At 60.1% G+C, this 25586-nt stretch carries 17 protein-coding genes and 1 pseudogene; 8 read left to right on the forward strand and 10 right to left on the reverse strand.

The window, feature by feature from the left end; all coding sequences use genetic code 11:
* Window positions 1–299 precede the first annotated feature (299 nt).
* Window positions 300–1946: an MFS transporter gene (locus NKI69_RS24080; protein WP_023809301.1), complete on the reverse strand. Its 1647-nt coding sequence runs from the start codon at window positions 1944–1946 to the stop codon at window positions 300–302.
* Window positions 1947–2493: 547 nt separating this feature from the next.
* Window positions 2494–3639: a trans-sulfuration enzyme family protein gene (locus NKI69_RS24085; RefSeq protein ID WP_023740430.1), complete on the reverse strand. Its 1146-nt coding sequence runs from the start codon at window positions 3637–3639 to the stop codon at window positions 2494–2496.
* Window positions 3640–3728: 89 nt separating this feature from the next.
* Between NKI69_RS24085 and NKI69_RS24090 the strand changes: the two genes are divergently transcribed.
* The 3 genes and pseudogenes from NKI69_RS24090 to NKI69_RS24100 form a co-directional block, all read left to right on the forward strand.
* The gene (locus NKI69_RS24090; protein WP_352722640.1) at window positions 3729–4373 is read left to right on the forward strand and encodes a helix-turn-helix domain-containing protein; all 645 of its coding nucleotides are present in this window, start codon (window positions 3729–3731) and stop codon (window positions 4371–4373) included.
* Window positions 4374–4421: 48 nt separating this feature from the next.
* The gene (locus tag NKI69_RS24095; protein ID WP_023783766.1) at window positions 4422–5060 is read left to right on the forward strand and encodes an FMN-binding negative transcriptional regulator; all 639 of its coding nucleotides are present in this window, start codon (window positions 4422–4424) and stop codon (window positions 5058–5060) included.
* A 797-nt stretch (window positions 5061–5857) separates the two neighbouring features.
* Window positions 5858–6518, forward strand: a pseudogene (locus tag NKI69_RS24100) (transposase); the annotation flags it as partial.
* A 128-nt stretch (window positions 6519–6646) separates the two neighbouring features.
* On the opposite strand, the gene NKI69_RS24105 reads toward NKI69_RS24100, so the two are convergent.
* The 3 genes from NKI69_RS24105 to NKI69_RS24115 form a co-directional block, all read right to left on the reverse strand.
* Entirely contained in the window at window positions 6647–8710 is a 2064-nt protein-coding gene (locus tag NKI69_RS24105) for a carbamoyltransferase family protein (protein ID WP_352596297.1), read from the reverse strand.
* A 1142-nt stretch (window positions 8711–9852) separates the two neighbouring features.
* The gene (locus NKI69_RS24110; protein ID WP_352722641.1) at window positions 9853–12063 is read right to left on the reverse strand and encodes a xanthine dehydrogenase family protein molybdopterin-binding subunit; all 2211 of its coding nucleotides are present in this window, start codon (window positions 12061–12063) and stop codon (window positions 9853–9855) included.
* A 3-nt stretch (window positions 12064–12066) separates the two neighbouring features.
* On the reverse strand, window positions 12067–12525 hold the full coding sequence (locus NKI69_RS24115; protein ID WP_352602281.1) for a (2Fe-2S)-binding protein: 459 nt from the start codon (window positions 12523–12525) through the stop codon (window positions 12067–12069).
* A gap of 393 nt (window positions 12526–12918) precedes the next feature.
* On the opposite strand from NKI69_RS24115, the gene NKI69_RS24120 reads away from it, so the two are divergent.
* Window positions 12919–13299 (forward strand): ATP-dependent DNA ligase, encoded by a 381-nt coding sequence (locus NKI69_RS24120; protein WP_352602282.1) that lies wholly within the window; start codon window positions 12919–12921, stop codon window positions 13297–13299.
* Between the two features lie 399 nt (window positions 13300–13698).
* On the opposite strand, the gene NKI69_RS24125 is transcribed toward NKI69_RS24120, so the two are convergent.
* Together NKI69_RS24125 and NKI69_RS24130 are read right to left on the reverse strand one after the other, a co-directional pair.
* A complete protein-coding gene (locus NKI69_RS24125) occupies window positions 13699–14601 on the reverse strand; it encodes a dihydrodipicolinate synthase family protein (RefSeq protein ID WP_023685525.1) in 903 nt (300 codons plus the stop codon).
* A gap of 52 nt (window positions 14602–14653) precedes the next feature.
* Entirely contained in the window at window positions 14654–15886 is a 1233-nt protein-coding gene (locus NKI69_RS24130) for a trans-sulfuration enzyme family protein (RefSeq protein WP_023697828.1), read from the reverse strand.
* 74 nt (window positions 15887–15960) lie between these two features.
* Here NKI69_RS24130 and pdxR point away from each other — a divergent pair, with 74 nt between their 5' ends.
* From pdxR to NKI69_RS24150, 4 genes are all read left to right on the forward strand, one after another.
* On the forward strand, window positions 15961–17466 hold the full coding sequence (gene pdxR / locus NKI69_RS24135) for a MocR-like pyridoxine biosynthesis transcription factor PdxR (protein WP_352722680.1): 1506 nt from the start codon (window positions 15961–15963) through the stop codon (window positions 17464–17466).
* A gap of 159 nt (window positions 17467–17625) precedes the next feature.
* Window positions 17626–18117, forward strand: coding sequence for an MOSC domain-containing protein (locus NKI69_RS24140; RefSeq protein ID WP_023758446.1), 492 nt, complete (start codon window positions 17626–17628; stop codon window positions 18115–18117).
* Between the two features lie 6 nt (window positions 18118–18123).
* Window positions 18124–19074: a PDR/VanB family oxidoreductase gene (locus NKI69_RS24145; protein ID WP_352722642.1), complete on the forward strand. Its 951-nt coding sequence runs from the start codon at window positions 18124–18126 to the stop codon at window positions 19072–19074.
* Between the two features lie 51 nt (window positions 19075–19125).
* Complete coding sequence (locus tag NKI69_RS24150; RefSeq protein WP_352722643.1) at window positions 19126–21522, forward strand: transketolase; 2397 nt, start codon at window positions 19126–19128, stop codon at window positions 21520–21522.
* A 169-nt stretch (window positions 21523–21691) separates the two neighbouring features.
* On the opposite strand, the gene NKI69_RS24155 is transcribed toward NKI69_RS24150, so the two are convergent.
* The 3 genes from NKI69_RS24155 to gmd form a co-directional block, all read right to left on the reverse strand.
* Complete coding sequence (locus NKI69_RS24155; RefSeq protein WP_352722644.1) at window positions 21692–23113, reverse strand: phosphomannomutase; 1422 nt, start codon at window positions 23111–23113, stop codon at window positions 21692–21694.
* Window positions 23114–23453: 340 nt separating this feature from the next.
* A complete protein-coding gene (gene fcl, locus NKI69_RS24160; protein ID WP_352722645.1) occupies window positions 23454–24398 on the reverse strand; it encodes a GDP-L-fucose synthase in 945 nt (314 codons plus the stop codon).
* Window positions 24398–25468: a GDP-mannose 4,6-dehydratase gene (gmd, locus tag NKI69_RS24165; protein WP_023783754.1), complete on the reverse strand. Its 1071-nt coding sequence runs from the start codon at window positions 25466–25468 to the stop codon at window positions 24398–24400. Before gmd ends, fcl begins: the two co-directional genes overlap by 1 nt.
* Between the last annotated feature and the right edge of the window lie 118 nt (window positions 25469–25586).

Below are 25586 nucleotides of genomic sequence, written 5' to 3' on the forward strand. Positions count from 1 at the left end.
CCCCAGCAACCCGCCTTGCGGATTCCTCCTCTGCCCGCTTCGCAGACGGGGATACCCTCCGCCCCCTTGCTATTCGTTGCCCGCCGCTATGCAAAGGACAGGCGACCTGAATCCGTGCTCAAGCCGATCTGGCGGCAGAGAGGGGGGTCTCGGGCTGAACATGGGACCCGTGATGGACATAATTGCCACGCGAATCCTCATGCTCGCCTAACCGGCCGGAACGATTTGCAATCCGGGCAGGCTCAACAAATTAAGGAGTAGCTCGTTCCGTGTCCAAGCCCAGACAAGTCTTGATTTTCTCACGGGCGCGATACAAAAGGCACAGGCTGGACTTGGCTGCCGGGGGCGGGGCTTGTCGACCGCTCGATTGAAAGTGAGATGCGAGGCGGAGAATCACCCATGTGCAGAGCGGCAAGGCGCTCGCCTATGTCCCTGTCATTCACCGTTAGTCGATGGTTTAGACGAAGATAGTCCGTCCATGTCGGCGTGCGGAATGTCTCGGTCCAAAGCGTCGACTTCTGAAGGTCGCGCTGGAGGGTCCAGTCCCGCGCACCGGCGCGGCTCTGAACGCGCCGCCTTTCGCGCATGCAGCTCAGAAATTCATCGATACTCTCCTCGAGTATCGAGTACTCCATCTTGATCACGATCGGACCGCTCCTGGGCTTCAAAGGGAGGGCCAGTTCTGGTGGCCTGAAGTCGACGGCCGCTTGATCCGATTCCTCCCATAGCCGCACCGGCAATAGCTTTCCCACAGCCGCGACCAGCAACAGTGCCGCTGCAGCACCTTCCAAAGCCCACGTCAGCGAATAGTACTGCGCGACAGCACCCCAGATCCAGCTACCCGCTGCCATGCCGCCGTAGGTCAGGGCGTAATAGATGGACAGAGTGCGACCAACGACCCACCTTGGGCTTGCCAACTGCACACACACGTCGGTTCCGGTCCAGGTGACAACCCAGCCAGCGCCACCGATTGCAAGCGCGATCGCCGCCACAGCCACCGACGATGTGAGGGCCATCAAAAGGCAGCACGTTGCGCAAGCAACGGATGCGAGCGTGATCAATCGGTTCTGGGACGTGATGCGTCTCAAGTAGCTGCTGCCAATGCCGGCGATGAAGGCGCCTGTGCCGAAGCCGGCCAATAGCACGCCGTACACAATTGGCCCTCCCGCCAGTTGGTCGCGAACCAGGAGGGGGAGCAAAGCAAGGATCGAGATGCTTGATAGCCCGAACAGGGTTGCACGCACGATCGCCACTCTGATCTCTGAGGATATCGCCGTGAATCGCATGCCATCATGAATGGCCGTAGTCATCCGCTCGCGCGGAAGAGGCGAAGAGCGAACTTGCCACTGTGAGCGCAAAACAGCGCTCAACGGGACCAGGTCACTTAGCGCAGCGAGGGCGAAAGCCGTAAGGGGGCCCAGCAAAGCTAAGATTACACCGCCCAGCGCCGGTCCTATGCTCCGAACCACGTTGTACCCCACCGACATCAGCGTCACTGCAGCGGGTATGTCGCGCTTTTCCAGGATATCGCCGACCGAGGCGTGCCAGGCTGGATCGTTCAAGGCAAAGCCGCATCCGGCCAAGAAACTCAGTCCCAGGATCAGCCATGGACTAGCAAAGCCCAGTCCCACAGAGAGTGCCAGCGCCGTGGATGCCAGTGCGATCAGGCAGTGTCCGGCAAGCATCACGCCACGGCGGCTGAAGCTGTCTGCAATGGCTCCAGCAAGGATCGACAAGAAGAACGCGGGCAGTGTCGATGCAGCCTGTACGAGCGCAACCATCAGATCGGAGGCTGAAATCGTGGCCATGAGCCAGCTTATAGCCACGCTCTGCACCAGCCAGCCAAGGCTGGATATCTGCGTGGCTGTCCAGATAGAACGAAAGACCGGGTTGTGAAGAGGGATCAGTGTGTTTGCCGCAAAGCGCGGAGGATCTTGACGCCGCATCACTTCTCGCCTCCACTGGGTGTCGTTCTTCCGCTCATTTGCTTGCAGCGGTGCGGCTCTGTGCACTGACTGCGTCACAACGAAGTTCCGAGATCGCGCTCGCAACAAGGACAATGTGGCATCCACGGTGCTGATGCGCGTTGAGGTACCAACCTGGCCGTTAGCTGATGGGTCCCGCAGCCCGCTTGGTGCGGTCAGTTCTGCCCTGCGACTCTTGGCTTTGGACGGTGCTAGCGCCCCGATGGCCGGCTTGTCAAACTGCCGTAGTGCCAGCACATCCATCCCATCTGTTGACCGCGATCTCCGACGAGGTTGAGCATCAGCAGGTCAACGGCAAAATCTGGGTATTTCCGCTTCCGGTCGGGCGCGTGGCCATCGTCCAGAAACCCGAAGACGTTCATCACCCATGCGACCACGCGCCCGAGACGATGCGACACGGCGGTAGCGGTTCACCAGAGGACGTGCGTTCTACTCAGCAGGAACATTGTTCTGCCGATCGTCGGCTGCGCCAGCCGCCACATAAAGCGGCGCCAGAGTCTTGCACCCGTCATTGGACTCCCGCTTTGCAGGTTTCGCCTAGGGCCTGCATCAGGTCATCGATAATGTCCTGAGGATGTTCAAGCCCTACAGAAATTCGCAGCAATCCACCTGGCGCTTTGGACTTCGCACCTTCAACGGATGCGCGATGCTCAATCAGAGAATGCGTCCCGCCAAGGCTTGTCGCCCGGACAACAATCTTCAGGCGGCCGGCCACGGCCATTGCAGCATCGGCTCCGCCCTCGACGATAAAAGATAGCATCGCTCCGTAATGGCTCATTTGCCGCGTAGCAAGATCGTGTCCCGGATCAGTTTGCAGACCAGGAAAGAGCACTTTTTCGACGCGGGGATGAGACGCCAGGGCCTCGGCCACTTTCTGGGCGCCTTCGCAATGGGCGCGCATGCGGACCGGCAATGTCTGCAGACCCCGCAACGCCAGCCAACAGTCGAAGGGCGCTGCGACGCTGCCCTTGTGTTTCTGGACCATCCGCAATGGGCGACCGAGGGGTGACGCGTTTGGGACAATGACGACACCGGCCATCAAATCCGAGTGGCCGCCAATGTACTTTGTCGCCGAGTGCATCACCGCGTCTGCCCCGATTTCGAGTGGCAGTTGAAGCACTGGGGTGGCCCACGTATTGTCCACCACCGCCAAGGCGTTTGCCTCGTGCGCGATTGCGCAGATGGCCGCAATGTCGACAACGCGGATCATCGGGTTTGACGGCGTCTCGATCCAGACGAGGCCAGTCCGCTTCGATGTCACCGCGGCGCGCAAAGCGTCCAAATCGCGCATGTCGACTGGGGCAAAGTCGAAGCGAGACCCAATGTCGGTCTCTTCGATCAGCGAACGAATGCCGAAATACATGTCATCCGGCAGAACGATCCGACCCGCCGACGGATGGCTCTCGAATACTGCAGCGATTGCGGCCATGCCCGAAGCGAAGGCGATGCCGTCTTCCCCTCCCTCAAGCGTCGCCATGGCCGCCTCGAACGCATTGCGTGTAGGATTTCCATCCCTTGTGTATTCGAAGCCGGACGGAAATGACCCGTTGACACCGCGTTCGAACGTCGTGCTGGTGTGCAGCGGCATGGATACGGCCCCCGTGGACGCGTCGACCCCTCGGCCGCAGTGGATCGCCTTCGTCTCAAAACGCATCGGTTATTTCCTTCCTAACGGGCAGTTGCAATTTCGCCCCGGTCATTATACTGACCGCAATAGGTGAGCCGAGGTCCTAAGTCAATATAATGACCGATGTTACGACAGCGATGGGTTCCGAGCAGGTGCTTGGCAAAGCGATAGCGGTTCGAATCCGAGACTTGAGGCGCGACCAAAATCTGACCCTGGATCGACTGGCAAAACTGAGCGGCCTGTCCAAGGGAACCGTGGTCGCGCTGGAGCAGGGTAGGGCGAACCCCAGTATCGGCATACTTTGCCGATTGGCGGCGGCGTTTTCGCTCTCCGTGGCCGATTTGCTGAATGACGATCCTTCCATAGTTCGCCTCCCTATTGAGCGGACAGAGACGAGGAGGCTTTGGACAAGCGCCAAGGGAAGCTCTGCACAACTTCATTCATCGACCTCGGGGCGCACGATGTTCGAATTGTGGAGCTGGGTCATGATGCCGGGCGACGTGTTTTCCGCGGACGCTCATAGTCTGGATACGCGCGAGCTGATCTCGGTCAGTCAGGGTGCCCTGAGCGTTGTGGTAGGTGCCCATGTGGTCATTTTAAGCGAAGGCGAGAGTGCGCGGCTTGTCACTGACCAACCGCACTCATACGCGGCGGCATCTGATGTGCCCGCCCATTTCTCGATGGCGGTGCTTGAGCGTGGTGGACACCGAGATCCGGGGCACTCGTCGACGGCAGCGAAGATTCAGGAGCCCGTTCCGTAAGGCTCCGCCGATTACTAGCAACCGCCATTCGCGACAGGAGATAAACCGTTGTACGTTCCGCCTCATTTTGCCGTCCCTGATCAGAACGCCCTGTTCGAGCTTATCGAGAAACACCCGCTTGGTATCCTCGTCACCCAAAGCAAAGGCACACTGGACGCGAACCACCTCCCCTTCGAGCTTGACCGCTCGAAGGGAGACAAGGGCGTTCTCAATTGCCATGTCGCTCGCAAGAACCCAGTCTGGGAGGAAGTCGCCAATGGCGATGAGGTTCTCGTAATCTTCCGTGCGGCCGACGCTTACATCTCGCCGAACTGGTATCCAAGCAAGCACGAACTCCACAAGCAGGTGCCGACGTGGAACTATCTCGTCGTCCACGCCCACGGACGCATCACTGTCCGGGATGATGAGCGATATGTACGCCGTAACGTGGCGAAGCTCACTCATATGCAAGAAGCCTCGCAGCCTGCCCCGTGGAAGATGGGCGACGCGCCGAAGGACTTCATCGACACGATGGTTAAGGCAATCGTCGCCCTGGAGATCGAGATCACCGGCCTGGTTGGAAAATCAAAACTCAGCCAGAACAAAGACTTGCGCGACATTCAGAACCCTGGTGAAATGCTGCGTGCCCAAGGGGCCATTGCGATGGGAGAAGCGATGCTCGCGGCTGCGGCGGCCAAATCCCAATAGCATGTGTCTTGTCCCGACAAAGCCGCTGGTGCCGGCTTCCGACGGGTCACCTAGCCCGCCTTGACGCACGGCAATAGCTTTTGACGGCCTGAAGCGACGCTGTGGTCACCGTTGTGATACTTTTCCACGCGCCTGGTCAGGCGGCAGGATTGCTCCGTCGTGATCGACGGGTTCGTTTCAGGCGCCTGCGCCCCCTCGTATGTCCGCGACCAGCCGCGCAGCGGTTTATGAGGCGCAATCGCACGCGTTTCGAAGCCACGTACCTTGGGCGGCAAGCTCGACCATGCGCTCGACGCAGCTCCAAGTGCGGCCCCGTCAACGATCTCCTTGAACCTGCGGAACTTGCCCGAAAGCACTTCTCTTACGGGAGATGATTGGCTTTGTCGCCGAACCGACTGATGGAGATGGTGGCGGCGCCGCCGTAGCGATCAGACCCGCCTTGCAGCGCAATGGCTACCCGGGCGCGACTGGGAGATGCGGGCGGGACTGTGGAGCTGCGGAGACGGAGCGGATCGGCATGGAGCCGTGACCGCTTGCGATCTGGCTCTGGAACGAGTTAAGGAAGCGCGGACTTCCGATCGTGTCAAGCGCCGCCCTCTCGATGATGCCGGACAAATCGGGCCGCCACGAGCGGCGGGCCTTGCTCAGATCGGACGGACCGGATGGTTTAAGCAGGTTCGCATCAAGAGCCACGGCACCTGTGTCGTGCGGGTGCTGCTGTCGACACGTGACCTTCTCGTCAGCGAACGATGCCTGGGCTTCTTAAGGCCTTCGGCGTCATATTCGGCAAGAAGATCGATGCCCAGGTGATCCTACACATGCTCAGGATACAGGCGACGCAGGTCTACCATGATCCGCTGCGAGCCGGCATCAACGAAGTGCATGAACTGTCGAAGACACATGAAGCGATCGCCAGGGCCAAGACCGAGATCCAGCACCGCATGCTGACACACTACCAGCCGCTGTATTTTCCCGAGATCGATCGCTTCCGGGGGAACAGCCGCAGCGATCGGTTCTTTGCCTTCCTCCATGCCTTTCCGACCCCAGCAAGCATCACGGCGCTGACGAAGGAGGAGTTTGTGGCAGCAGCTTGGGATGCCGTCGGCCGCAAGGTCAGCAAGACACAGATTCTGATGGACATTTTCGAGACGGCGCGCCCATCGATCGGATTGCCGCTGCCACTGGATGACTTGATGCGCCTGCCATTCGCATGTTCCAGATGGTCATTGACGAAGCACGCAGCCTGATCCGGCAACATAATGAGATCGAAGCACAGGCCGACGATCTGCTGCGGCACAGCCAGGATTATCAGCTCCTGCGACAAATCCCGGCATCGGACCGATCGAGGCATTGACCGTCATTGCCGAAGCCGGCGGCCTTCGCCGCTTAGGTCATCATCGCCAGTTTCTAAAGTTTTGCGGGCTGGACCTCTCGACACAGAAGTCCGGTGAGGCCAGACCCGCCTTTCCAACCCAGGCACACGACCCATTCAATAGCATTCCTAAGCATACTGACCAGGGCGACCTCGGCCCCCCTAATCACAGCGGTGAGCTCGCAGGCGGGGTCGAGCTTGAGCGGCATCTCTATCACATTGATAGCCTATTAGGCTGGTCCGGCGTTTTATCGGACCCATGATCCATCCGAGCAGCTTGTGAGGGATGCAGCCGAACCAGGCGCTGCTCCCACAGTCTTCGCAGGTCCTCCAGCAAAGCTTCATGCTTCGCCTGATCCGGCGCAATTATATTGAGGTGATCGCTTAACACGGCTTCGCCCTCAATCCGCATCAGCAGATTAAACAGGTCGTTTGAAATTCGCACACTGTCAATGCTGGAGTGGTTCGGAATAATCTCGCAGACAGTCTCCTGATGATCTCGCGCTGTGTAAGCACGGGTTTGATGGAGGGAGACTGAGGGAGGCAATGAAATCGCAAGCGCAGTCCAATCCTGCAGCGTTGCAGCCCGTTTTTTTACCAAGAAGGGCCCGACCACAAGTCCATCCAGCTCTGTCGTCAAAAATGTGGCAATCGCGTCTGCAACCGTATCCACGATCGGTTCAGCATTGTTGTTAAAGGACGTATTGAGCAGAATTGGAGTGCCTGTCCGCTTCTTGAACGCATTGATGACCTCCCAGTAAGCGGGGTTGGCATCGCGCGATACTGTTTGCAGCCGAGCCGTACCGTCGACGTGCGTAATGGCACCCAACAAGGCGCGCTTTGAGTCACGCACGCGAACGACGAAATTCATGAATGGAAATTCGTGCTTACCGTCCGGGAGGTCGAAAAATTCGCTCGCATCCTCTTCCAGCACAGATGGTGCGAAAGGCCTATAGCCTTCGCGCTTCTTGACCATGGCATTGATCCGGTCCTTGTTTGCAGCGGGCCGAGGGTCGGCAAGAATGCTGCGGTTGCCCAGCGCACGTGGCCCAAACTCCGAACGACCCTGCACCCAGCCGATCACGGCGCCGTTGGTGATCCAGTGGGCTGCACTGCTCGCTACGTCATAAGAGCGTTCAACCTCGAGATGTCCGGACCATGCATTCAGTTCCTGTTCCACGGCGCGGTCGCTCCCGAGATCAGGACCCCAATAGACCTCCTGCAGTCGCTCACGCGGCGCGGGGCGGCCCATCTCGTTAGAGACTATCAGCGCAGCTCCCAATGCGCAGCCAGCGTCGTGAGACGCGGGTTGCACGAAGATGTCTTCGAAAAGCCCTGAATACAGCAGCTTGCCGTTCATCGTGCAGTTGTGGGCTACCCCTCCCGCCAGACACAACCGCTTCATGCCGGTGGCCTCACGGTGGTGCCGGAGAATGTGGAACACGATCCGCTCAAGCGCTTCCTGCAGTGACGCACTCACATCTCGATGCTGCTGGGTGAAAGGCATTCCCTTTCGCCTGATCTCGATGTTGCGGAGCAACGCCGGACCGATGCGGTCGAGGTGAACACGGTAGCCACCGTTGGCGGAGAGCTCGTAGAACTGCTCGAAGAGCTCGCGATAGGGAGCGGGGTCGCCATAGGGCGCGAGTCCCATTACCTTATACTCGTCGAACATGCCGTAGCCGAGACAGCGGATCGTCTCGAGATAAAACAGCCCAAGAGAATTGTCCTCCGGGAAAGCCTCGATTTGCGTAATTTCTGTGCCAGACCCTACCGCCACAAGGCCCGACAGGAAATCACCACAGCCATCAATCGCTAGAATGAGACTTTGTTCGAAGCCCGACATTGCAAAGGCGCTCACGGCGTGCGCCTGATGATGACCTACGAATGAAATACGCGAACTGTCCAACTTAGTGCCGAACTCACGCGCTAACAGGTTCTGCACCAACATTTTAGCATCCAACGGAGTGGAGAGAATGTCCGGTTGGGAAGCGGACATACCTTCAAGCATGGCGTTGGCATAGGGCTCGCTGGCGTAGACCGCGACACGATCAATGTCGCTGAGCTGAACCCCGGCCGTCGAGAGACAGTATTGAATCGAACCACTTGGCAGCTTGTTCGAGTGCTTGATTCGATTGAGGCGTTCCTCTTCTACGGCGGCTATCACCTTTCCGTCTCGGACGAGCACCGCGGCGCCATCGTGCATAAAGGCGTTCGGACGCTCGAATCGGTTTTCATGGACTTGGTCAAGTCCGCCGCTGATTCCTAGACACAGCATTTCTTTCTCCAAATAGTAACGGGGAAGCCAAATTGGCCTACCTCGACTGTTTCCAACTAAATAGGCCGTGTTGTCGCCTGCAGCTGCGACCGCCCGTCAGGCATCAGCGGCATCGAAGAAAGCCTCATAAACGATCAATGAGATGCTTCGACTGTGACACCTACAGTGCCATCACGCCGAGAGCTTGGCTGGATCATCCAATCCTGAGCGGCTGCTGACATGTATCCGGCGCTGTCGTTTTCATCGGCAGAACCAACTTGCGATGCCGCCTGTTCTTGGGAAGGGCGGCCGTCGACGAATAACAGTACCGCCCCCGTGAACTGGCCCGATTTCATTCTCCGAAGCGACCATGGTCGCACCGCCCGACATTGTCGGCCAGTTGCAACTCACTTTCTCGGCACGACCTCCACTGCACGTCAGGGCGCATCGAAGATTTTCTCCTTTGGATTATTCCTAAGGCAGCTTTCGTCACGCGATAGAGCAGCGTGTGATTGGTGCGTGAGGCTCTTTTTTTGTCCATGCACGATTCCGGAAGAGTGATGAAATCGATTGTTTTGATCAAAGTCATCCACGCTATGAATAGTAGCCGCAGCACATGCGTTTCAAAGCGCTTCAGGCTTCCCGGATGGCTACTCCGATGTGAAGCGCATGGCATTCCAAGCGCTCTGTCAACTAAATGATGAGTATCGGCGTCGACCCTCATTGCCTTCGTCTTCGCGACTCCGTGACAGCGGCTGGCATTGTGTTTGTAGGGCATCGGGCGAAGATCATGTCGATCGGCCATCTCGCCTGCCTATCGGCAAACCCTTGAACAATGATCCACGCACCAGCCCGATTGTGATCACGAGCGCCTCTGAGCTCGGGAGGTTCGGTTTTCTGAGGGTTCCTGGGTCTCCGAAGCGATGGAGGTAGCTAGCATTCCTGGTGCTATACGGTTGTGCTCTTCAATGGAGTGGACGCATTTGCGTCTCGAAAGCGGTTCTTCAGTGGAACCGGCGCCAAGGCCCGTCTGTGGTCGTTCAGAACACGGGGTGCCGTCTCCAAACCGGATATTGGAGCGGGCAGCCGCCGGAATTTGACCCATGGAAATGAGCGCCTGTCAGGAGGCGTTCGAAAACGGCGCGATCTTCATCGCGGCTGTTTCATGGTGTCATTCCTGACATGTTCTTTATAATCGGCAGCTTGCGGATAGTCTTGCCCGTCGCCGCCCGTAGCGCGTTGGCGACGGCCGGGCCGATCGGCGGCACACCTGGCTCACCAACTCCCGTGGGCGGCTCCTCGGACGGCACAATGTGCACCTCGACTCGCGGCATCTGCTCGATCCTGAGCGGTGTATAGGTATCGTAGTTCTCTTGGTCTACGACACCGCCATTCAGGGTCAGCTCCTCCTGGAGGATCGCGCCTAGCCCGAAGCCGATACCGCCCTCCATCTGAGCGCGAATCTGGTCAGGATTTATCGCGGTGCCGCAATCTACCGCGCAGACGACGCGGTCGACCTTGAAACCATTTTCATCGTTGAGGGTGATCTCCACCACATCGGCGACATAGGTCGAGAGGCTTTCATGCAGGGCCACGCCGCGGAAACGGCCTTCCGGCAGAGGCTTGTCCCAGCCTGCCTTCTCAGCAGCCACTTTAAGCACGGCGGCATGCCGTGGATGGTGACCGAGCATTGACAAGCGGAAGTCGACCGGATCACGGTTCGCAGCGGCGGCGAGCTCATCGATCAGGGTTTCCACCGCGTAAGCGGTGTGGGTGGAGCCTACCGAACGCCACCAGAGCACCGGGATGTTCACGTCCGTGGTGGTCAGCTCGACCTTCAGGTTCGGGATCGCATAGGGCAGGTTGGTGGCGCCCTCTACGGAGGTCGGATCGATGCCGTTCTTGATCATCGCCGCAGAGGTCGAACCGCCCAAGACCGATTGGCCCACGATGTGGTCATGGAGAGCGACGACATTGCCTTTCTTGTCGAGCCCCGCCTTGACTGCGTGCACATAGGCCGGCCGGTACCGCCCACCCCGCATGTCATTCTCGCGGGTCCACTGCACCTTCACTGGCTTGCCGCGTCCCAGTGCACGCGCTGTGGAAACAGCTTCGATAATGACATCTGCATCCAAGACCGCGCGGCGGCCGAAACTGCCGCCGGTCTTCATCACGTGCAGCCTCACCTTGTCCGGCGTGGTGCCGCCTACCTGAGCGGCAGCCGCCTGATAGAGGTCGGGCATCTGGTGTCCGCCCCAGACGTCGATGGTGCCGTCTTCGTTGATTCGGGCGGCCGCGTTGAGTGGCTCGATCGAAGCATGGACAAGATAGGGGAATTCGTAGTGCCCCTCGATGATTTTCTCAGCACTGGCGAACGCTGCGGGAGTGTTACCGTCGTCGCGCGCGGTGGCCGCGCCCAGATCGTCTGCTGCCTTGTTGTATTCGGCCATGATCTCTGCCGTGCCGCGCCCTTCGGCCTTCTCCTCGTTCCAGGTCACCTCCACGAGGTCGCGGCCCTTGAGCGCCGTCCAGGTGTCCCTGCCAACCACGGCAATGCCTCGCGGCGTCTGGACGACATCGACAATGCCGTCGAGTGCCTTGGCCTTGGTTGCGTCGAAGCTCTCGATCTCGGCGCCGAACTTCGGCGGATGGATCATAACGGCCGTCTGGAGTCCCTCCATCATGAGGTCGATCGTGTAGGTCTGCGCGCCGTTGGTCTTGCCGGCGGAATCGTAGCGCTTGAGGCTGTACGATCCGATCTGGGCCCACTTGTCGCGCGGCTTTAGCGGCACGTCGTCGGGAACCGGCATTCCCGCTGCGGCTTCAGCCAGGTCACCGTAGCGCGCCTGCATCCCTGAGGCGTGCGACACGACCCCGGAAGCGACTTTGATCTCGCCGGCTGGCACATCCCACCGCTGCGCCGCGGCCGCCACCAGCAAGGCCCGTGCGGCAGCACCCGCCTTGCGGTAGCGTTCCCACGACGAACTCATCGACGTGGAGCCACCAGTTGCCTGTGCGGCCCCGCCCCAGGCGAGATTGCCGTAGAGCGCGGTATTGCCATATCCGCCGACCACGTCCACCTGCGCCCAGTCGCCGTCGAGCTCTTCCATAACCAGGGTGGCGATGCCGAAATAGGAGCCTTGTCCCATCTCGAACTGCGAGGAGTAGATGATGATTCGGTTCTCCTTTGTGATCTCGACATAGGTCTGGAAGGGGTTCGCCTGAACCTTTGCAGTAGTCGTTTGTGCGATGTCGGACGCCGCCAGCACTAGCCGGTAGCCCACGGCGAGGCCAGCGGTGGTGACGCCCGCGCCGACGAGGAACCGGCGGCGCGTGGGCCGCACGGAGTTATGCTTCGAGAGAAACTGCGACATGCCTCAAGTCTCCAGCCGGTTGGCGGTCTCGTGGATGGCCGCGCGGATGCGATGATAGGTGGCGCAGCGGCAGAGATTGCCGCTCATCGCCGAATCAATATCATCGTCCGTCGGCTTAGGCGTTTCTGTAAGGAGGGCCACGGCCGACATGATCTGTCCAGACTGGCAATAGCCGCATTGAGGTACGTCGAACTCGGCCCACACGGCCTGGACCGTTTCGCCTATCTTGCCCGACACACCCTCAATGGTGATGATCGAGGCTCCTTCGATGTCGCCGACTGCGGTCTGGCACGAGCGCGTCGGCATGCCGTTAACGTGAACCGTGCAAGCGCCGCACTGGGCAAGCCCGCAACCGAATTTCGTTCCCGTGAGTCCGATGACGTCACGGACCGCCCAGAGCAGCGGCATCTCTGGATCGACGTCGAGTGTTCGCGCCTCGCCATTGAGGGTAAAAGCGACCATTGCTTGCTCTCCTTGTCCTGAGCTGGCTATCTCGTTGAGCCTCCGCCCGCCTGGCAACCGAGCTCTTGTTGCTGAGGCCTAGCGACCACACCCTAGGAACGCGCAGCTCAAGCAACAAGCCGCTAGGTTGGCGAGTTACGAGATCGTGAAGTGGGTCGTGTCGAAAGGCTGGAGGCAACTGAATGTCATTTTTTGGGGCGGACAGGCCGCTTTAGGCTGGGTTACACGAGACTGGACATTCGGGTCGTCGCGAACATCGACCGCTGGTCGGCCACGTCCGGCAGGGCCCTGATTGGCTACACGAAATGAAATGGGACTACTATCGATGGGGGCCTACCTCGACCCGCAACCTCCACGACTGGACCCTCAGGTTTCCGGCTATCGTCCCGGGCGGTGGCCGAGCTCGGCGCCTCGGACGCGATAATAGACGGTGAGGCGTTCGTCGTTGACCAGAAGGCTTGTCGCGCATTCCCAGTCTTCAGCGGGCTCTTGGCCGCGGCAGGAGACGTCAGGACCATGCTTGCCGGCTTCGACCTGCTCAAGATCGACGGCGAGGGTCTTCGCGATCGGCCACTCGTCGATCGGCGCAAAGCGCTAGTTAACCTGCTGAGACGCCGCCCAAACGGCATCGTTCTGAGCGACGAGATCAGCGGCGGCAGCGACATTCTCGCGCAAGTCTGCCAGTTCGGCCTCGACGGCATCGTCTCCAAGCTGCGTGTCAGTCCATATCGATCCGGCCGGCGCCAAGAATGGGTGAGACAAAATGCGTGCTGAGTGATGAGTTCATCGTCATCGGCTGCGAACCCGGCAACAGTTACGGCGGTCGGGAAGCGTGCTCTGGCGAATGTCGAGGACGGAAATCTGGTGTTCGCCGGCGGCATTGGCACCGGCTTCAATGCGCGCACCGGGCCGGAAGTAAAGCGCCGGCTCGATGCCATTCCAATGGATAAACCACCGATTCCTAGTTTGAAGGCGAACGGTGCGGCATGGGCGGAGTGCCCTGCGCAGTCTGTACCTCCGCAGTCGATTGTCGAGTTCGAAGGGGGTGTGATTGGCGTCGAGACCGCTCCAGCCATGGCTATCAGCACGCCGACTGCGTTGTTTTCGATCAGTTCTCGAAATGAGCGGGTAAATACATGCACTTCCTTTCACTTGCCGAACGGGGTTTGCTGTTCACCGGCTGGCATCCGATGGCAAACCTTTCAACGCGGCGGCGATCTGGCGCTTCGCTGCTGGGGGCAGAGGCAGGATGGGACGCGGGGGTTCGGCACTGCAAACGTCGAGCAATTCAGCGAGTGCATAGACGACGCGAAGGCTCGAGAACTCCTTGAAGAGGCTCCAGATCGGGACCAGCGCGGCATTGATCCGTCGCGCTTCGGCCGCATCGCCCTGTTGCGCCGCTGTGACGATCGTCATGCAGACCTCGGGCAGGATGCCCGCGAGGACGCTGTACCATGTGTCGGCGCCGGCGATCATGGCCTCGGCGGCGTTCCAGTCGCCGCTGTAACCAATCGAGAACCCTTCCGGCAGTGTGCGCCTCTGGGCGGTCAGGTGGTTCTTGATCGCATCGCTTTTGTCTGTCGGATTCTTGATGGCGACAATCCCAGCCACCTTTGCCAGGCGGCTGACAAGGGGTGGACTGAAATGGAAATGCGTCGTTCCTGGATTGTCGTAGACGACGATCGGCAGGCCACTTTCGCGCGCCACAGTGGAGAAATGATCGAACACCTCGTCATCAGTAAGCGGGGTGTAGGAGGCGGCGGCAAGCAACCCCGCAGCTGCTCCAAGGGCCTTGGCGTCTTGCGCGAGCCCCACGGCTTCATCGGTGCGCAGCGCGCCCACACCCACCACGACCGGCATTTGCCCCGCCGTTTGGTCCAAGGTCTCGGAGAGCGCCCGCCGCCGTTGCTCGCGCGACAGATAGATGTATGTGCCGGTGCTGCCGAGAAGACCGATGGAATCGACCTGAGCAATGCCAAGCCGAGCAATCAGCCTGCGCAGGGCAACGCTATCGACGCGGCCGTCACGATTGGTCGGGGTGATGGGGAACGCGGAAAGACCGCTCAGGAATGCCATGGCAAGGCTCCAGATCTATGTGTGAGCGCAGAGGTGGCCGCACGCCAGGTCATTACAAGACGTCCAAAGCCCGCCGCAGATCGGCGATCAGGTCATCAGCGTCTTCAAGCCCCACCGAGAGACGCATGAGATCCTCGCCGACTCCATCGGCCAAATGGGCATCCTTGCGGATCGGCTGCCGAGCACGGGTGAGGCTTGCTGGATGATAGATGAGGCTGTCGGCATCGCCGAGGCTGACGGCGCGAATGATCAGGTTGAGCCGGTCCATCATCCGGCGCGCTCCTTCGTATCCAGCGTGGAGGCCAAAGGCCAACATGCCCGATCCGTTGGACATCTGTTTTCGCGCCGTCACCTGATCAGGGTGCGAGTCGAGGAACGGATAACTCACAAATGCCACCGCCGGGTGCGCTTCCAGCGCCCGAGCCACCGCAAGGGCTGTGGCGCTGTGCCGTTCCATACGCAGCGTCAGCGTCTTGAGACCGCGCAGGATTAGGAAAGCTGACATGGGCGAGAGCGCTGCGCCGGTGATGTAGCGCAGGCCCGTTTCATGCAGCGTACGGAGCGTTTGGGCGTCGCCGAGAAGCGCCCCGCCAAGGGCATCGCCATGACCATTGATGTACTTGGTCATCGAATGGAGCACGATGTCCGCCCCGTGCTCAAGCGGTCGCTGGAGCGCGGGCGAGGCGAAGGTGCTGTCGACTGCAACCCTTACACCGCGCGCGTGAGCGCGCTCGGCAATTGCCGCTATGTCGAGGATGCGGCTCAGCGGATTCACCGGCGTCTCGAAGAAAACCAGCCGCGTCCGCTCGGTGATCGCAGCATCGAGATTGTGGGGATTTGACAGATCGACCGCGACGACCTTGATGCCGAAGCGGGGGACCGCCTGTTCGACCATGGCAAGCGTGTTCGCATAAAGCGTCTTGTGGACGATGAGTTCATCGCCCTGGGACAGGAGCGACAGGATCAGAGTGCCGAAGGCCGCCATCCCCGAGGCAACAACCAGCCCCGCCTCGGCTCCTTCCAGATTCGCGAGCCGCTGCTCGAGGATCTCGGTCGTGGGATTGTATTCGCGCGCATAGAGCCTTCCACCAAGGGCGGCGGCGGCATCGTTTGCTGCCACGCTTTCGAACCCATAGGTTGACGTCAGGAACACTGGCGGCTGGACGGCATTGGAAAAGCCGGCCGGATCGTAGCCATGATGGATCGCCCGGGTGGCAAATCCGGGGCTGGTGCGGTTGAGCGACCCCGTGGGAGCATCGGTTTCGGATTGATGGGAGCTGGTCATTCGGCCTCTGCGATCTCTCTTGGGGTTCCGAAAGATTGACGGCAACCTGGCCAATGTGAAATATCCAGTTGGCGATGAAAGAGATGGTCCAGTCTTCAAGTGCCGGGTCTGCAGCGCGCTCGCACGCGATGGGTGCACGCCAGATATACGAAGCCCTTCGCGAGCAAATCCTCGGCGGCGTCTACGAAACCGGCAGTCAGTTGCCATCCTCCCGGGCCCTGGCAAATGACCTCGGCGTTTCGCGAACCACGGTGACGGTCGCCTATGAGCAACTGGCTGCGGAGGGTTTCATCGAAGTCCGTCAAGGCGCACGACCTCGCGTTGCGTCTTCGTTGATGGGCCATGGGACGGGGCGCACTCACGCGCAACGGGTCGGCCCGATCCACCTGTCCGCATATGGCGAGCGGCTGCGCGCGACGTCACCCTGGCCAGATTATCTGCCGACTGGGCTGAAGGTCGAGTTCCGCTATGGCGACCTGGCGCCGTCGGATTTCCCTTCATTGGTCTGGAAACGCGCGATGAACGAGGCGATGGGGCAGCGCCCGCTGCGTCTTGCCTATGACGATCCTCGCGGCTCGCGCCGGCTCCGCCAGGCGCTTCAGGGATATCTCTGGCGCGCCCGGACCCTGAGCTGCGACCTCGACCAGATCATCATCGTCAGCGGTTCGCAGCAGGGCCTTGATCTGTGCGCGCGCCTGCTTCTCGATCCCGCCGACCGCTTCATCATCGAGGATCCGTGCTACAGGATGGCGCGTCAGGTCTTTGCCAGTACGGGTGCTTCACCCATCCCGGTCATCGTCGACGAAGACGGGATGAGGACCGAGTTGCTGGCGGGGATCGGAGCACGACTGGCTTATGTGACGCCGTCGCATCAGTTTCCGCTGGGCGGCGTCATGCCGATCGCGCGCCGCCATCAGCTTCTGGAATGGGCGCAGCACAACAACGCCTATGTGATCGAGGACGACTACGACAGCGAATATCGCTACGACATCAATCCGGTCCCTCCGCTGCACAGTCTCGAGGACCACGGGGCTGTCATCTATCTCGGCACGATCTCCAAAACGCTCTCGCCGATGCTGCGCATCGGCTACCTCGTCCTCCCGCCCGAATTGCAGGAGGTCTTCGCAACCGCCAAACAATTCGCAGACCGGCATTCGCCGGTCGCTGAACAGGAAGCGCTGGCATCGTTGATCGAGAGCGGCGGCTACGAAAGCCATGTGCGCCGTGTGCGCAGGCTGAACGGCGAGCGTCGGGAAACGTTGTTGGGTGCCTTGCAGCACAGCTTCGGGGATCGCATCACTGTCCAGGGAGCTGATGCGGGACTGCACGTCGCCGTTTGGTTCAATGACCTGCCACGATCGCGGGAAACGGCCTTGGTCGAATCCGCCCGCGACGCTGGCCTGGGGCTACACTTGATCTCGCCGCTCTACGAACGGCCATCGGACGAAGGCCGCACCGATCGCGTCGGACTTGTCATGGGCTATGCCGCCTTGAGCATTCGGCAGATCGGGAAGGGCGTTGAGGTCCTGCGAGAGGTTGTCAAGCAGGTGCAAGACGCGATGCCGGCGCGGAACAACTGAGACGGGGCGACGCCGAAAGCTGGCGCTGAAAACGGTCCGAGGGCCCCCCGTATTTCTTTCCAAACAGCCAACTGGACCGGGAAAATGCCATGCAACTGGCGCTGTTGATCAGGCCAGTTATGCAGCAGGTTTCCACGAGACGAATTTCCGAGAGCGATGATGACCTGGCGAGGAAAGCTGCTTCACGTCCATATCGCGCCTGCCGCCTCCTATGAAATGGAGGAGCTGGCGCAGGCGCAGCTTATTGCCGGCCAAGGCATTGTCGGAGACCGCTACTACCTGGGGACGGGGACCTATTCCGCGCGTCCTGACGTTCGCGAAGTGACGCTGATCGAAGCTGAAGTCTTGGACGCCATCGCGCAGGGCGAACCCAGAATTCCGGGCTTCAAGGCCAAGCTCGCACCCGAAGATCACCGGCGCAATCTGACGACACGAGGCGTTCCGCTTAGCCATCTTGTCGGCAAACGCTTCCGGGTCGGGGAAACGATTCTCAGGGCCGCCCGGATGAATGTGCCGTGCAAGTATATCGAGGAGTTGCTCGGGCTTCCGGGTCTCTACGAGGGGCTTCTGAACCGCTCCGGCCTGAACTGCACAATCGAGGTCGGGGGCGTGATCCGCCCCGGTGATCTGATCTTGCCCATCGACGAGTGAAACGCCATGGCCTCGCCGCGCATCATCATGAAGCTGACCGTGACCGCCGCCCGCAAGGAGCCGGGCGACGTGCTGGTCATCGACCTGAAACACCCACGCAAACCTGTGCTGCCGGCGTTCGAAGCGGGTTCTCACGTCGACGTCCATCTGCCTGAAGGGAAGGTGCGTCAGTATTCACTTTGCGGCGACCCGACCGAGCTTGGCCGCTACACCATCGCGGTGAAGCGCGAGAATGACGGCCGTGGCGGCTCGGCGTGGATCCACGAAACCATTGCCGTCGGCTCCACACTGCCTGTCTCCGCGCCACGCAACCATTTTGCGCTCAAGCCAGGCGAGGGGCCGACTTTGCTGCTGGCAGGGGGAATCGGGATCACCCCGATTCTGGCCATGGCGCGCGCGCTCACCCGGCAGGCCAAGCCCTTCGAGTTGCACTATTTCACCCGCAGCCGGGCGCTCACGCCACTCTTGGCGGCGATCGGGAGCGATCTTCCTGGCGGCAATGTGCGGATCCATTTCGACGACGAGCCTCAGACCCGGCAGAACATCGCCGCGCTGCTGGCGAACCGTTCGGACGACGCGCAGACATACTACTGCGGACCGCCTGGCTTCATGGCGGTTGTGGGGCGCGCGGCTCAACACTGGCCCAAGGGTACTGTTCATTTCGAAACTTTCCAGCCTCCCGAGTTTGATGGCGCGCCACCGGAACCATTCGTCATAGAACTGGCTGAGGGCAGGGTGGTTGAGGTTTCGGCTGAGACCACGGCACTGGCCGCCTTGCGTGCGGCCGGTGTGCCGTTGATGGCCTCGTGTGAGAACGGGGTGTGCGGGACCTGCGAATGCGCAATGCTGGCGGGACAGCCGATCCATCAGGATGCCGTCCTGTCCAAGGAGGCACGCGGCCACCGCTTCATCCCCTGCGTGTCGCGCGCGACAGGTGTGTTGAAACTCGATCTTTGACCATTTGGGCGGGGGTCCTGTGAGACCGGCAGCTGATTTGCGGGAAACTGAATGACGAGGAAACTGGAATATCTGCACGAGATCGAGCGCTGCGTCTCCTGGCTCGCAGCCTGGACGATCCACCACGCCAACCACGTCCGCGAGGGCGATGAGATCAAGGTCGGGGGGCATCAGGCCTCGTCCGCGTCGCTGAGTACCATCATGACCGCGCTCTACGGTTCGGTCCTGCGCCCGCAGGATCGGGTGGCGGTCAAACCCCATGCGGCGCCGATCTTCCATGCACTTCAGTATCTGGCGGGCAACCAGACCCACGAAAAGCTCATGAACTTCCGCGGCTACAAGGGCGCGCAGAGCTACCCTTCGCGGACGAAGGATGTCGACGATGTCGACTTCTCGACCGGGTCGGTGGGTCTCGGCGTTGCTCAGACGCTGTTCTCGTCGCTGGTGCAGGACTACGTCTCGGGTCACGGCTGGATGAAGGAGCGTGCCGAGGGCCGAATGGTCAGCCTGATCGGCGACGCCGAGATGGATGAGGGCAACATCTACGAGGCCCTGATCGAAGGCTGGAAGCACGGGCTCAGGAACTGCTGGTGGGTGGTCGACTACAATCGCCAGTCGCTCGACGCCGTGATCCGGGAGGGCCTCTGGCAGCGTTTCGAGCAGATTTTTCGCAACTTCGGCTGGGACGTGATGGTCCTGCGCCACGGGGCTCTGCAAGAGGCTGCCTTTGCCGAGCCGGGGGGCGAGAAGCTGCTCGAGTGGATAGAGCGCTGTCCGAACCAGCTCTATTCGGCGCTGACCTTCCAAGGGGGTGCTGCCTGGCGCAAGCGGCTGCTCGACGAGATCGGAGACCAAGGGCCGGTCACCACTCTGATCGAACGCCGCTCCGACGACGAGTTGCAGGCGTTGATGACGAACCTTGGCGGGCATGACATGCCGAGCCTCCTCGAAGCCTTCGAGGCGGCGTCCAGGCATGACCGTCCCGTCTGCTTCATCTGTTACACCATCAAGGGCTACGGTCTGCCGCTTGCCGGACACAAGGACAACCACGCGGGGCAGATGACGCCCACGCAGATGGAAGACTACCGCCTGCAAATGGGCGTAAAGCGGGGTGAGGAGTGGGACAAATGGGCGGCCGCCACCTTGCCGGAAGCGGAACTTGACGCCTTCTTCGCAAAGGCGCCGTTCTTCAGTGAGGGGCATAGGAGGCTGTCTGCGCCGTCGGTGCCGGTGCCTGAAACCCTTCCGTCACCGGGGCAGCCCGGCAAGCCGCTCTCGACCCAGATGGGGTTCGGCCAGATCCTGAACGACATCGCACGCGAGCGCAGTCTGCTTGCCGACCGCATTGTCACCACCTCGCCCGATGTGACGGTCTCGACCAATCTCGGTGGCTGGGTCAACCGGCGCGGCCTTTTCGCCCGGGAGACCATGGCGGACACCTTCAAGGCCGAACGCATTCCGTCGACCTTTACCTGGGAATTTGGGCCGAAGGGGCAGCACCTCGAGCTCGGGATCGCCGAGTCGAACCTGATGATCATGCTCGGGGCGCTCGGTCTCTCGCACTCGATCAATGGCGTGCGCCTGCTGCCGATCGGGACAGTCTATGATCCCTTCATCTACCGATCGGCCGACCAGCTAAACTACGCCTGCTATCAGGATGCGCGCTTCATGCTGGTCGCAACGCCCTCGGGCGTGACGCTAGCGCCCGAGGGCGGAGCACACCAGTCGATCGGCACCCCATTGATCGGCATGGCGCAGGATGGGCTTTGCGCCTTCGAACCGGCCTTCGTCGACGAACTGTCCGTGATCATGCGCTTTGCCTTCGATTACATGCAACGTAATGGCGAGGGGGATCCGGATGAGACGACGTGGCTGCGTGATCAGACCGGAGGATCGGTCTATCTTCGCCTGTCAACCCGGCCGCTCGAGCAGACGCCGCGCGACATGAACCCGGCGCTCGCGCGGGACATCGTCAATGGCGCCTATTGGCTGCGTCCGCCTGGGCCCAACGCGAGTGTCGTCATTGCTTATCAAGGCGTCGTCGCGCCGGAGGCGATTGCCGCGACGGGTCTTCTGGCGGAGGACCGGCGCGATGTCGGGCTGCTCGCGATCACCTCCGCGGACCGGCTTAATGCGGGCTGGCAGGCGGCGGAACGTGCCCGGCAGCGTGGCGCGATCGGCGCCCTGAGTCATATCGAGCGGCTGCTCGCGCCGCTATCGCGTGACTGCGGCATCGTCACCGTGATCGACGGCCACCCGGCGACGCTCGCGTGGCTCGGTGGGGTTAACGGGCATCGCGTGAAGGCGCTCGGGGTCGAGCAGTTCGGCCAGACGGGGACTATTGCGGACTTATACCGTCACCACGGCCTGGACACCAACGCCATCGTACATGCGGCGCAGGCGGTCAGTGCGGGACCGGCTGTTCGCTACCGGAAGGCGCTGCCTTGACCATGAGCTACCGGATGCTCCGTGGCTGGTACGGATCGGCTGTTTCCACGGGCGTTCCGGTTCGCTTCAAAGCGGACAGGGGCCGGGACACTGTGGACGTTCTGATCGCGCTTGAGTAGCTTGTGCGACCCCGAGGGTCACCTGGAATACGCAGGGAGGCGGCTTTTATTTAGCCTTGCGTCCAATTACGAATTCGATTCAATCCAGTCTGGAGCAAAAGCTCCGCGTCCTCCCGATTTTCGGCTTCGACGTAGCACCGCATTTCCGGGGCATTTCCGGATGGTCGCAAATGCAAGACACGCTTATCCGCGAGAGTGATACGAAGTCCGTCAACATCGCTAACCTTGCTTACCACTCCAATCGACCCGACGAAGGCGGCGATGTTAGTTTCCGCTGTACGAAGGTATGTCATGAGGCGAGTGCTGCTTTCGACGGAAAAATTTTCCAAGCGATCCGCCGCCGCCGCCGGCAATTGAAAGGAACTGCCAATCTCCGACAGTGGCTGCCCACTTGTATTAACAAGGGAAAGTGCCGCCAGGATGGGGAGAAAACTGTCGCGTGTAGGTAGCGCTGGCAGTTTAGTTCCGTTCGGGTCAAAGTCCGTGCCGGTCAACAAACCACCGTTTGCTTCGAAACCAACCACGCGCTCGTGACCCGACGCAACCAAATCGAGCATGGCAGCAATAACAAATGGCGATCCAACCTTGGTACGCACGACTTTAAAAGAACCTGCGGTCTCGATACCAGAGTTTGATGTGACCGGCGTGACGACTGCCTTCGCTTGCAGGAAGTTCGCCGTAATCAGGCCTAACAAATCACCGCGAAGGGGGTCTCCGTGGTCGTCAGCTACCAGTGGGCGGTCACCATCGCCATCTGCCGAGACGACCGCATCAAGCCGATGCTCTTTGGCCCAGAGCTTGAACTGTTGAGCAGTCTCGTCAGAGACCGCTTCAGTGTCGACAGGAATGAAAACTTCCGAACGTCCCAGGGTTACGACCGTCGCACAGTGATATGAGAGAATGTCAACCAAGAGATCGCGCGCGACTGTGCTGTGCTGATATACGCCCACCGTTAAGCCCTTTAGAGCATTAATCTCCATAAGCTTTCGATTGCGCGCCATGAACAAGGCCTTGCATTCGGCCTCCCGGTGCTGCCGACGTGCAACAGCACCTTCAAGGACGTATCCGCGCTTCTCCAACTGCAAGGCGATGCGCGTTATCTCCCGCTCATCACCTTTGTCGATCTCACCGTCGGGTCGATAGAATTTTATTCCATTACGGTCGGCCGGAATGTGCGAGCCTGTGATCATCAAACAACCACTCTTACGCGCCTGAGCATACAGTGCCAGGGCAGGGGTGGGGACTGCGCCGCAATCGACCACGATGAAGCCGAGCGCGGACAGCGCCGCCGCACAGACGGCGGCGATGGCCGGACTCGAGGCGCGAAAGTCGCGCCCTATGAGTATCTCGTCGCCAATTCTGGCCAGGCCGGATTCCAACAGGAATGTCGCGAATGCCGTTGCATATAGGGCAGAGGCGGCTCCTGCCAATTCTGTCGCTAGGCCCCGTAATCCACTTGTTCCGAAATTCATACCTAGTCCGACGTTGCTGACCGTGTTTTTACTCAAACCTTGGCCTGTTCGGAATGCCTACCGACAAATGCCTGCGATAAAAACAGAAGTACATCTCGTTACCATTGACGGGTTCGGTTCTCGACGGCTACGCTTTTGTGAGGATTGATGCGGTCGGCGTCAGCAAGGGCAGCGCACCGTGACATTCACGGCGACGATTCGGGCGGATGGCGCTGAGGTCCGGCAGGGCCTCCTCGCCGCTGCCTCACATGAATGCTCGCCAATCGAGTTGTCTCCGTCCCAATTCATGCTCTGGGTCGCAAAAGCGCCACAGGCCTGAGATGCAGCAAATCCTCATTGTCTATCGCCGTTCGGTGTAGCTGCCGTTCAGAAATGCATGATAGGCACTCTCGATGCCTTCCATGAGACTGATCTTTGCCGCCCATCCCAAAGTGCGCAGCTTGTCGACGCTCATCAGCTTTCGCGGTGTGCCGTCGGGTTTAGAGTTATCATGCACGATCTCCCCAGTAAATCCGACTACACCGCAGATCATTCTGGTCAGCTCTAGGATCGTGATGTCCTGTCCGTAGCCGAGATTGACGTGGTCATGGCCAGAGTAGTTCTTCAGAAGGAAGACTAATGCGTCGGCGCAGTCGTCCACGTGCATGAATTCCCGGCGTGGTGTGCCCGTGCCCCAGATGGTGATTTGCTTATCACTTATGAGCTTAGCTTCATGCGCTTTCCGGATCAGCGCTGGAATGACGTGGCCTGACTGCAAGTCATAATTGTCACCTGGCCCGTAGAGATTCGTCGGCATAGCCGAGATGTAGTCGCGGCCATATTGCTGACGATAGGCTTGAGCCAGTTTGATGCCGGTGATCTTGGCGACGGCGTACCATTCGTTGGTTCGCTCTAGTGGCCCGGTCAAGAGCGCGTTCTCAGGAATCGGCTGGGGTGCCATCTTCGGATAGATGCAAGACGAGCCGAGGAAGAGGACGCGGTCGACATTGTTATCGTGGGCTGCCGCGAAGATATTGGACTCGATCACCAGATTGTCGTAAAGAAAGTCGACCGGATAGGTAGAGTTCGCGAGAATACCGCCTACCTTTGCCGCCGCCATGACAATAGCGTCCGGTTTCGTCACTGCCACGAAGTTCTCGACCTCAGTCTGTCGCTTGAGATCTAGCTCTTCCCGAGGGGCGGCCACAACTTTGCAGTGTTCAGACGCGAGGCGGCGTACAACAGCGCTGCCTACCATACCTTTGTGGCCCGCGACCCACACGGTTTTTCCCTTCAGATCATACATTACGCTTCCTTCATTATTACCGATGTCTGCATGACCTTTAGGTCTTCCCGGACCATTTCCGCGGCAAGCTCGCGCACGGATGTCTCATGCACCCAACCGAGCTTCTCCTTCGCCTTGGTAGCGTCACCCAGGAGAAGATCGACTTCCGTGGGGCGGAAGTAGCGTGGGTCTACTTGGACTAGGCATCTGCCGGTCTCTACATCATAGCCCTTTTCGTCGACTCCCTGGCCACGCCATTCGATCTCGACGCCGACATCTTCGAAGACCCACTCGACGAATTGGCGGACAGGGGTCGTTTTACCCGTAGCCAGCACGTAATCATCCGGTTGATCCTGCTGCATCATCATCCACATACCTCGCACGTACTCACGCGCATGGCCCCAATCGCGTTGAGCATCGAGATTGCCGAGATAAAGCTTGTCCTGCTTGCCCAGGTAGATAGCAGCGGCAGCGCGTGTGATCTTGCGCGTCACAAAAGTTTCGCCACGAAGGGGGCTTTCGTGATTAAAAAGAATGCCGTTGGAAGCGTGCATACCATAGCCCTCGCGATAATTGACGACCATCCAGTAGGCGTAGAGCTTGGCGGCGGCGTAAGGGCTGCGCGGATAAAAGGGCGTCGTTTCGTTCTGCGGTACGGACTGCACGAGGCCGTATAGCTCTGAAGTCGAGGCTTGATAGAAGCGGGTCTTGTCCGTCAGACCGAGGAGGCGAATCGCCTCAAGAAGTCGCAATGTACCGATACCGTCCGCGTTCGCTGTGTACTCAGGTGTTTCGAACGACACCTGGACATGGCTCTGAGCAGCCAAGTTGTAAATTTCATCTGGCTGAGATTCCTGAACCACGCGGATGAGGTTAGTCGAATCAGTGAGATCACCGTAATGCAAGACTAGGCGCGGATCGGATTCGTGCGGGTCTTGGTAGAGGTCTTCGATACGACCCGTGTTGAAGGAAGAGGAACGTCGCTTAATCCCATGAACGACGTAGCCTTTTTTGAGAAGAAGACGGGCAAGATAGGCACCATCCTGTCCAGTTATGCCCGTAATAAGAGCAACTTTCCTGCTATCACCCATTCTATTCCTGCTCTATTAAAGTTTTAAAGTTTCGGCTTCGGCTCGCCACGCCGACACAATGTGCGGCCCGCCCCGTGCTCTATGGAGCACTTCGACAGATGCGGCGCGCGGCTCGTCA

This window comes from Mesorhizobium sp. M0491 (assembly GCF_040321265.1).
In the GTDB taxonomy this organism is placed as follows: domain Bacteria; phylum Pseudomonadota; class Alphaproteobacteria; order Rhizobiales; family Rhizobiaceae; genus Mesorhizobium.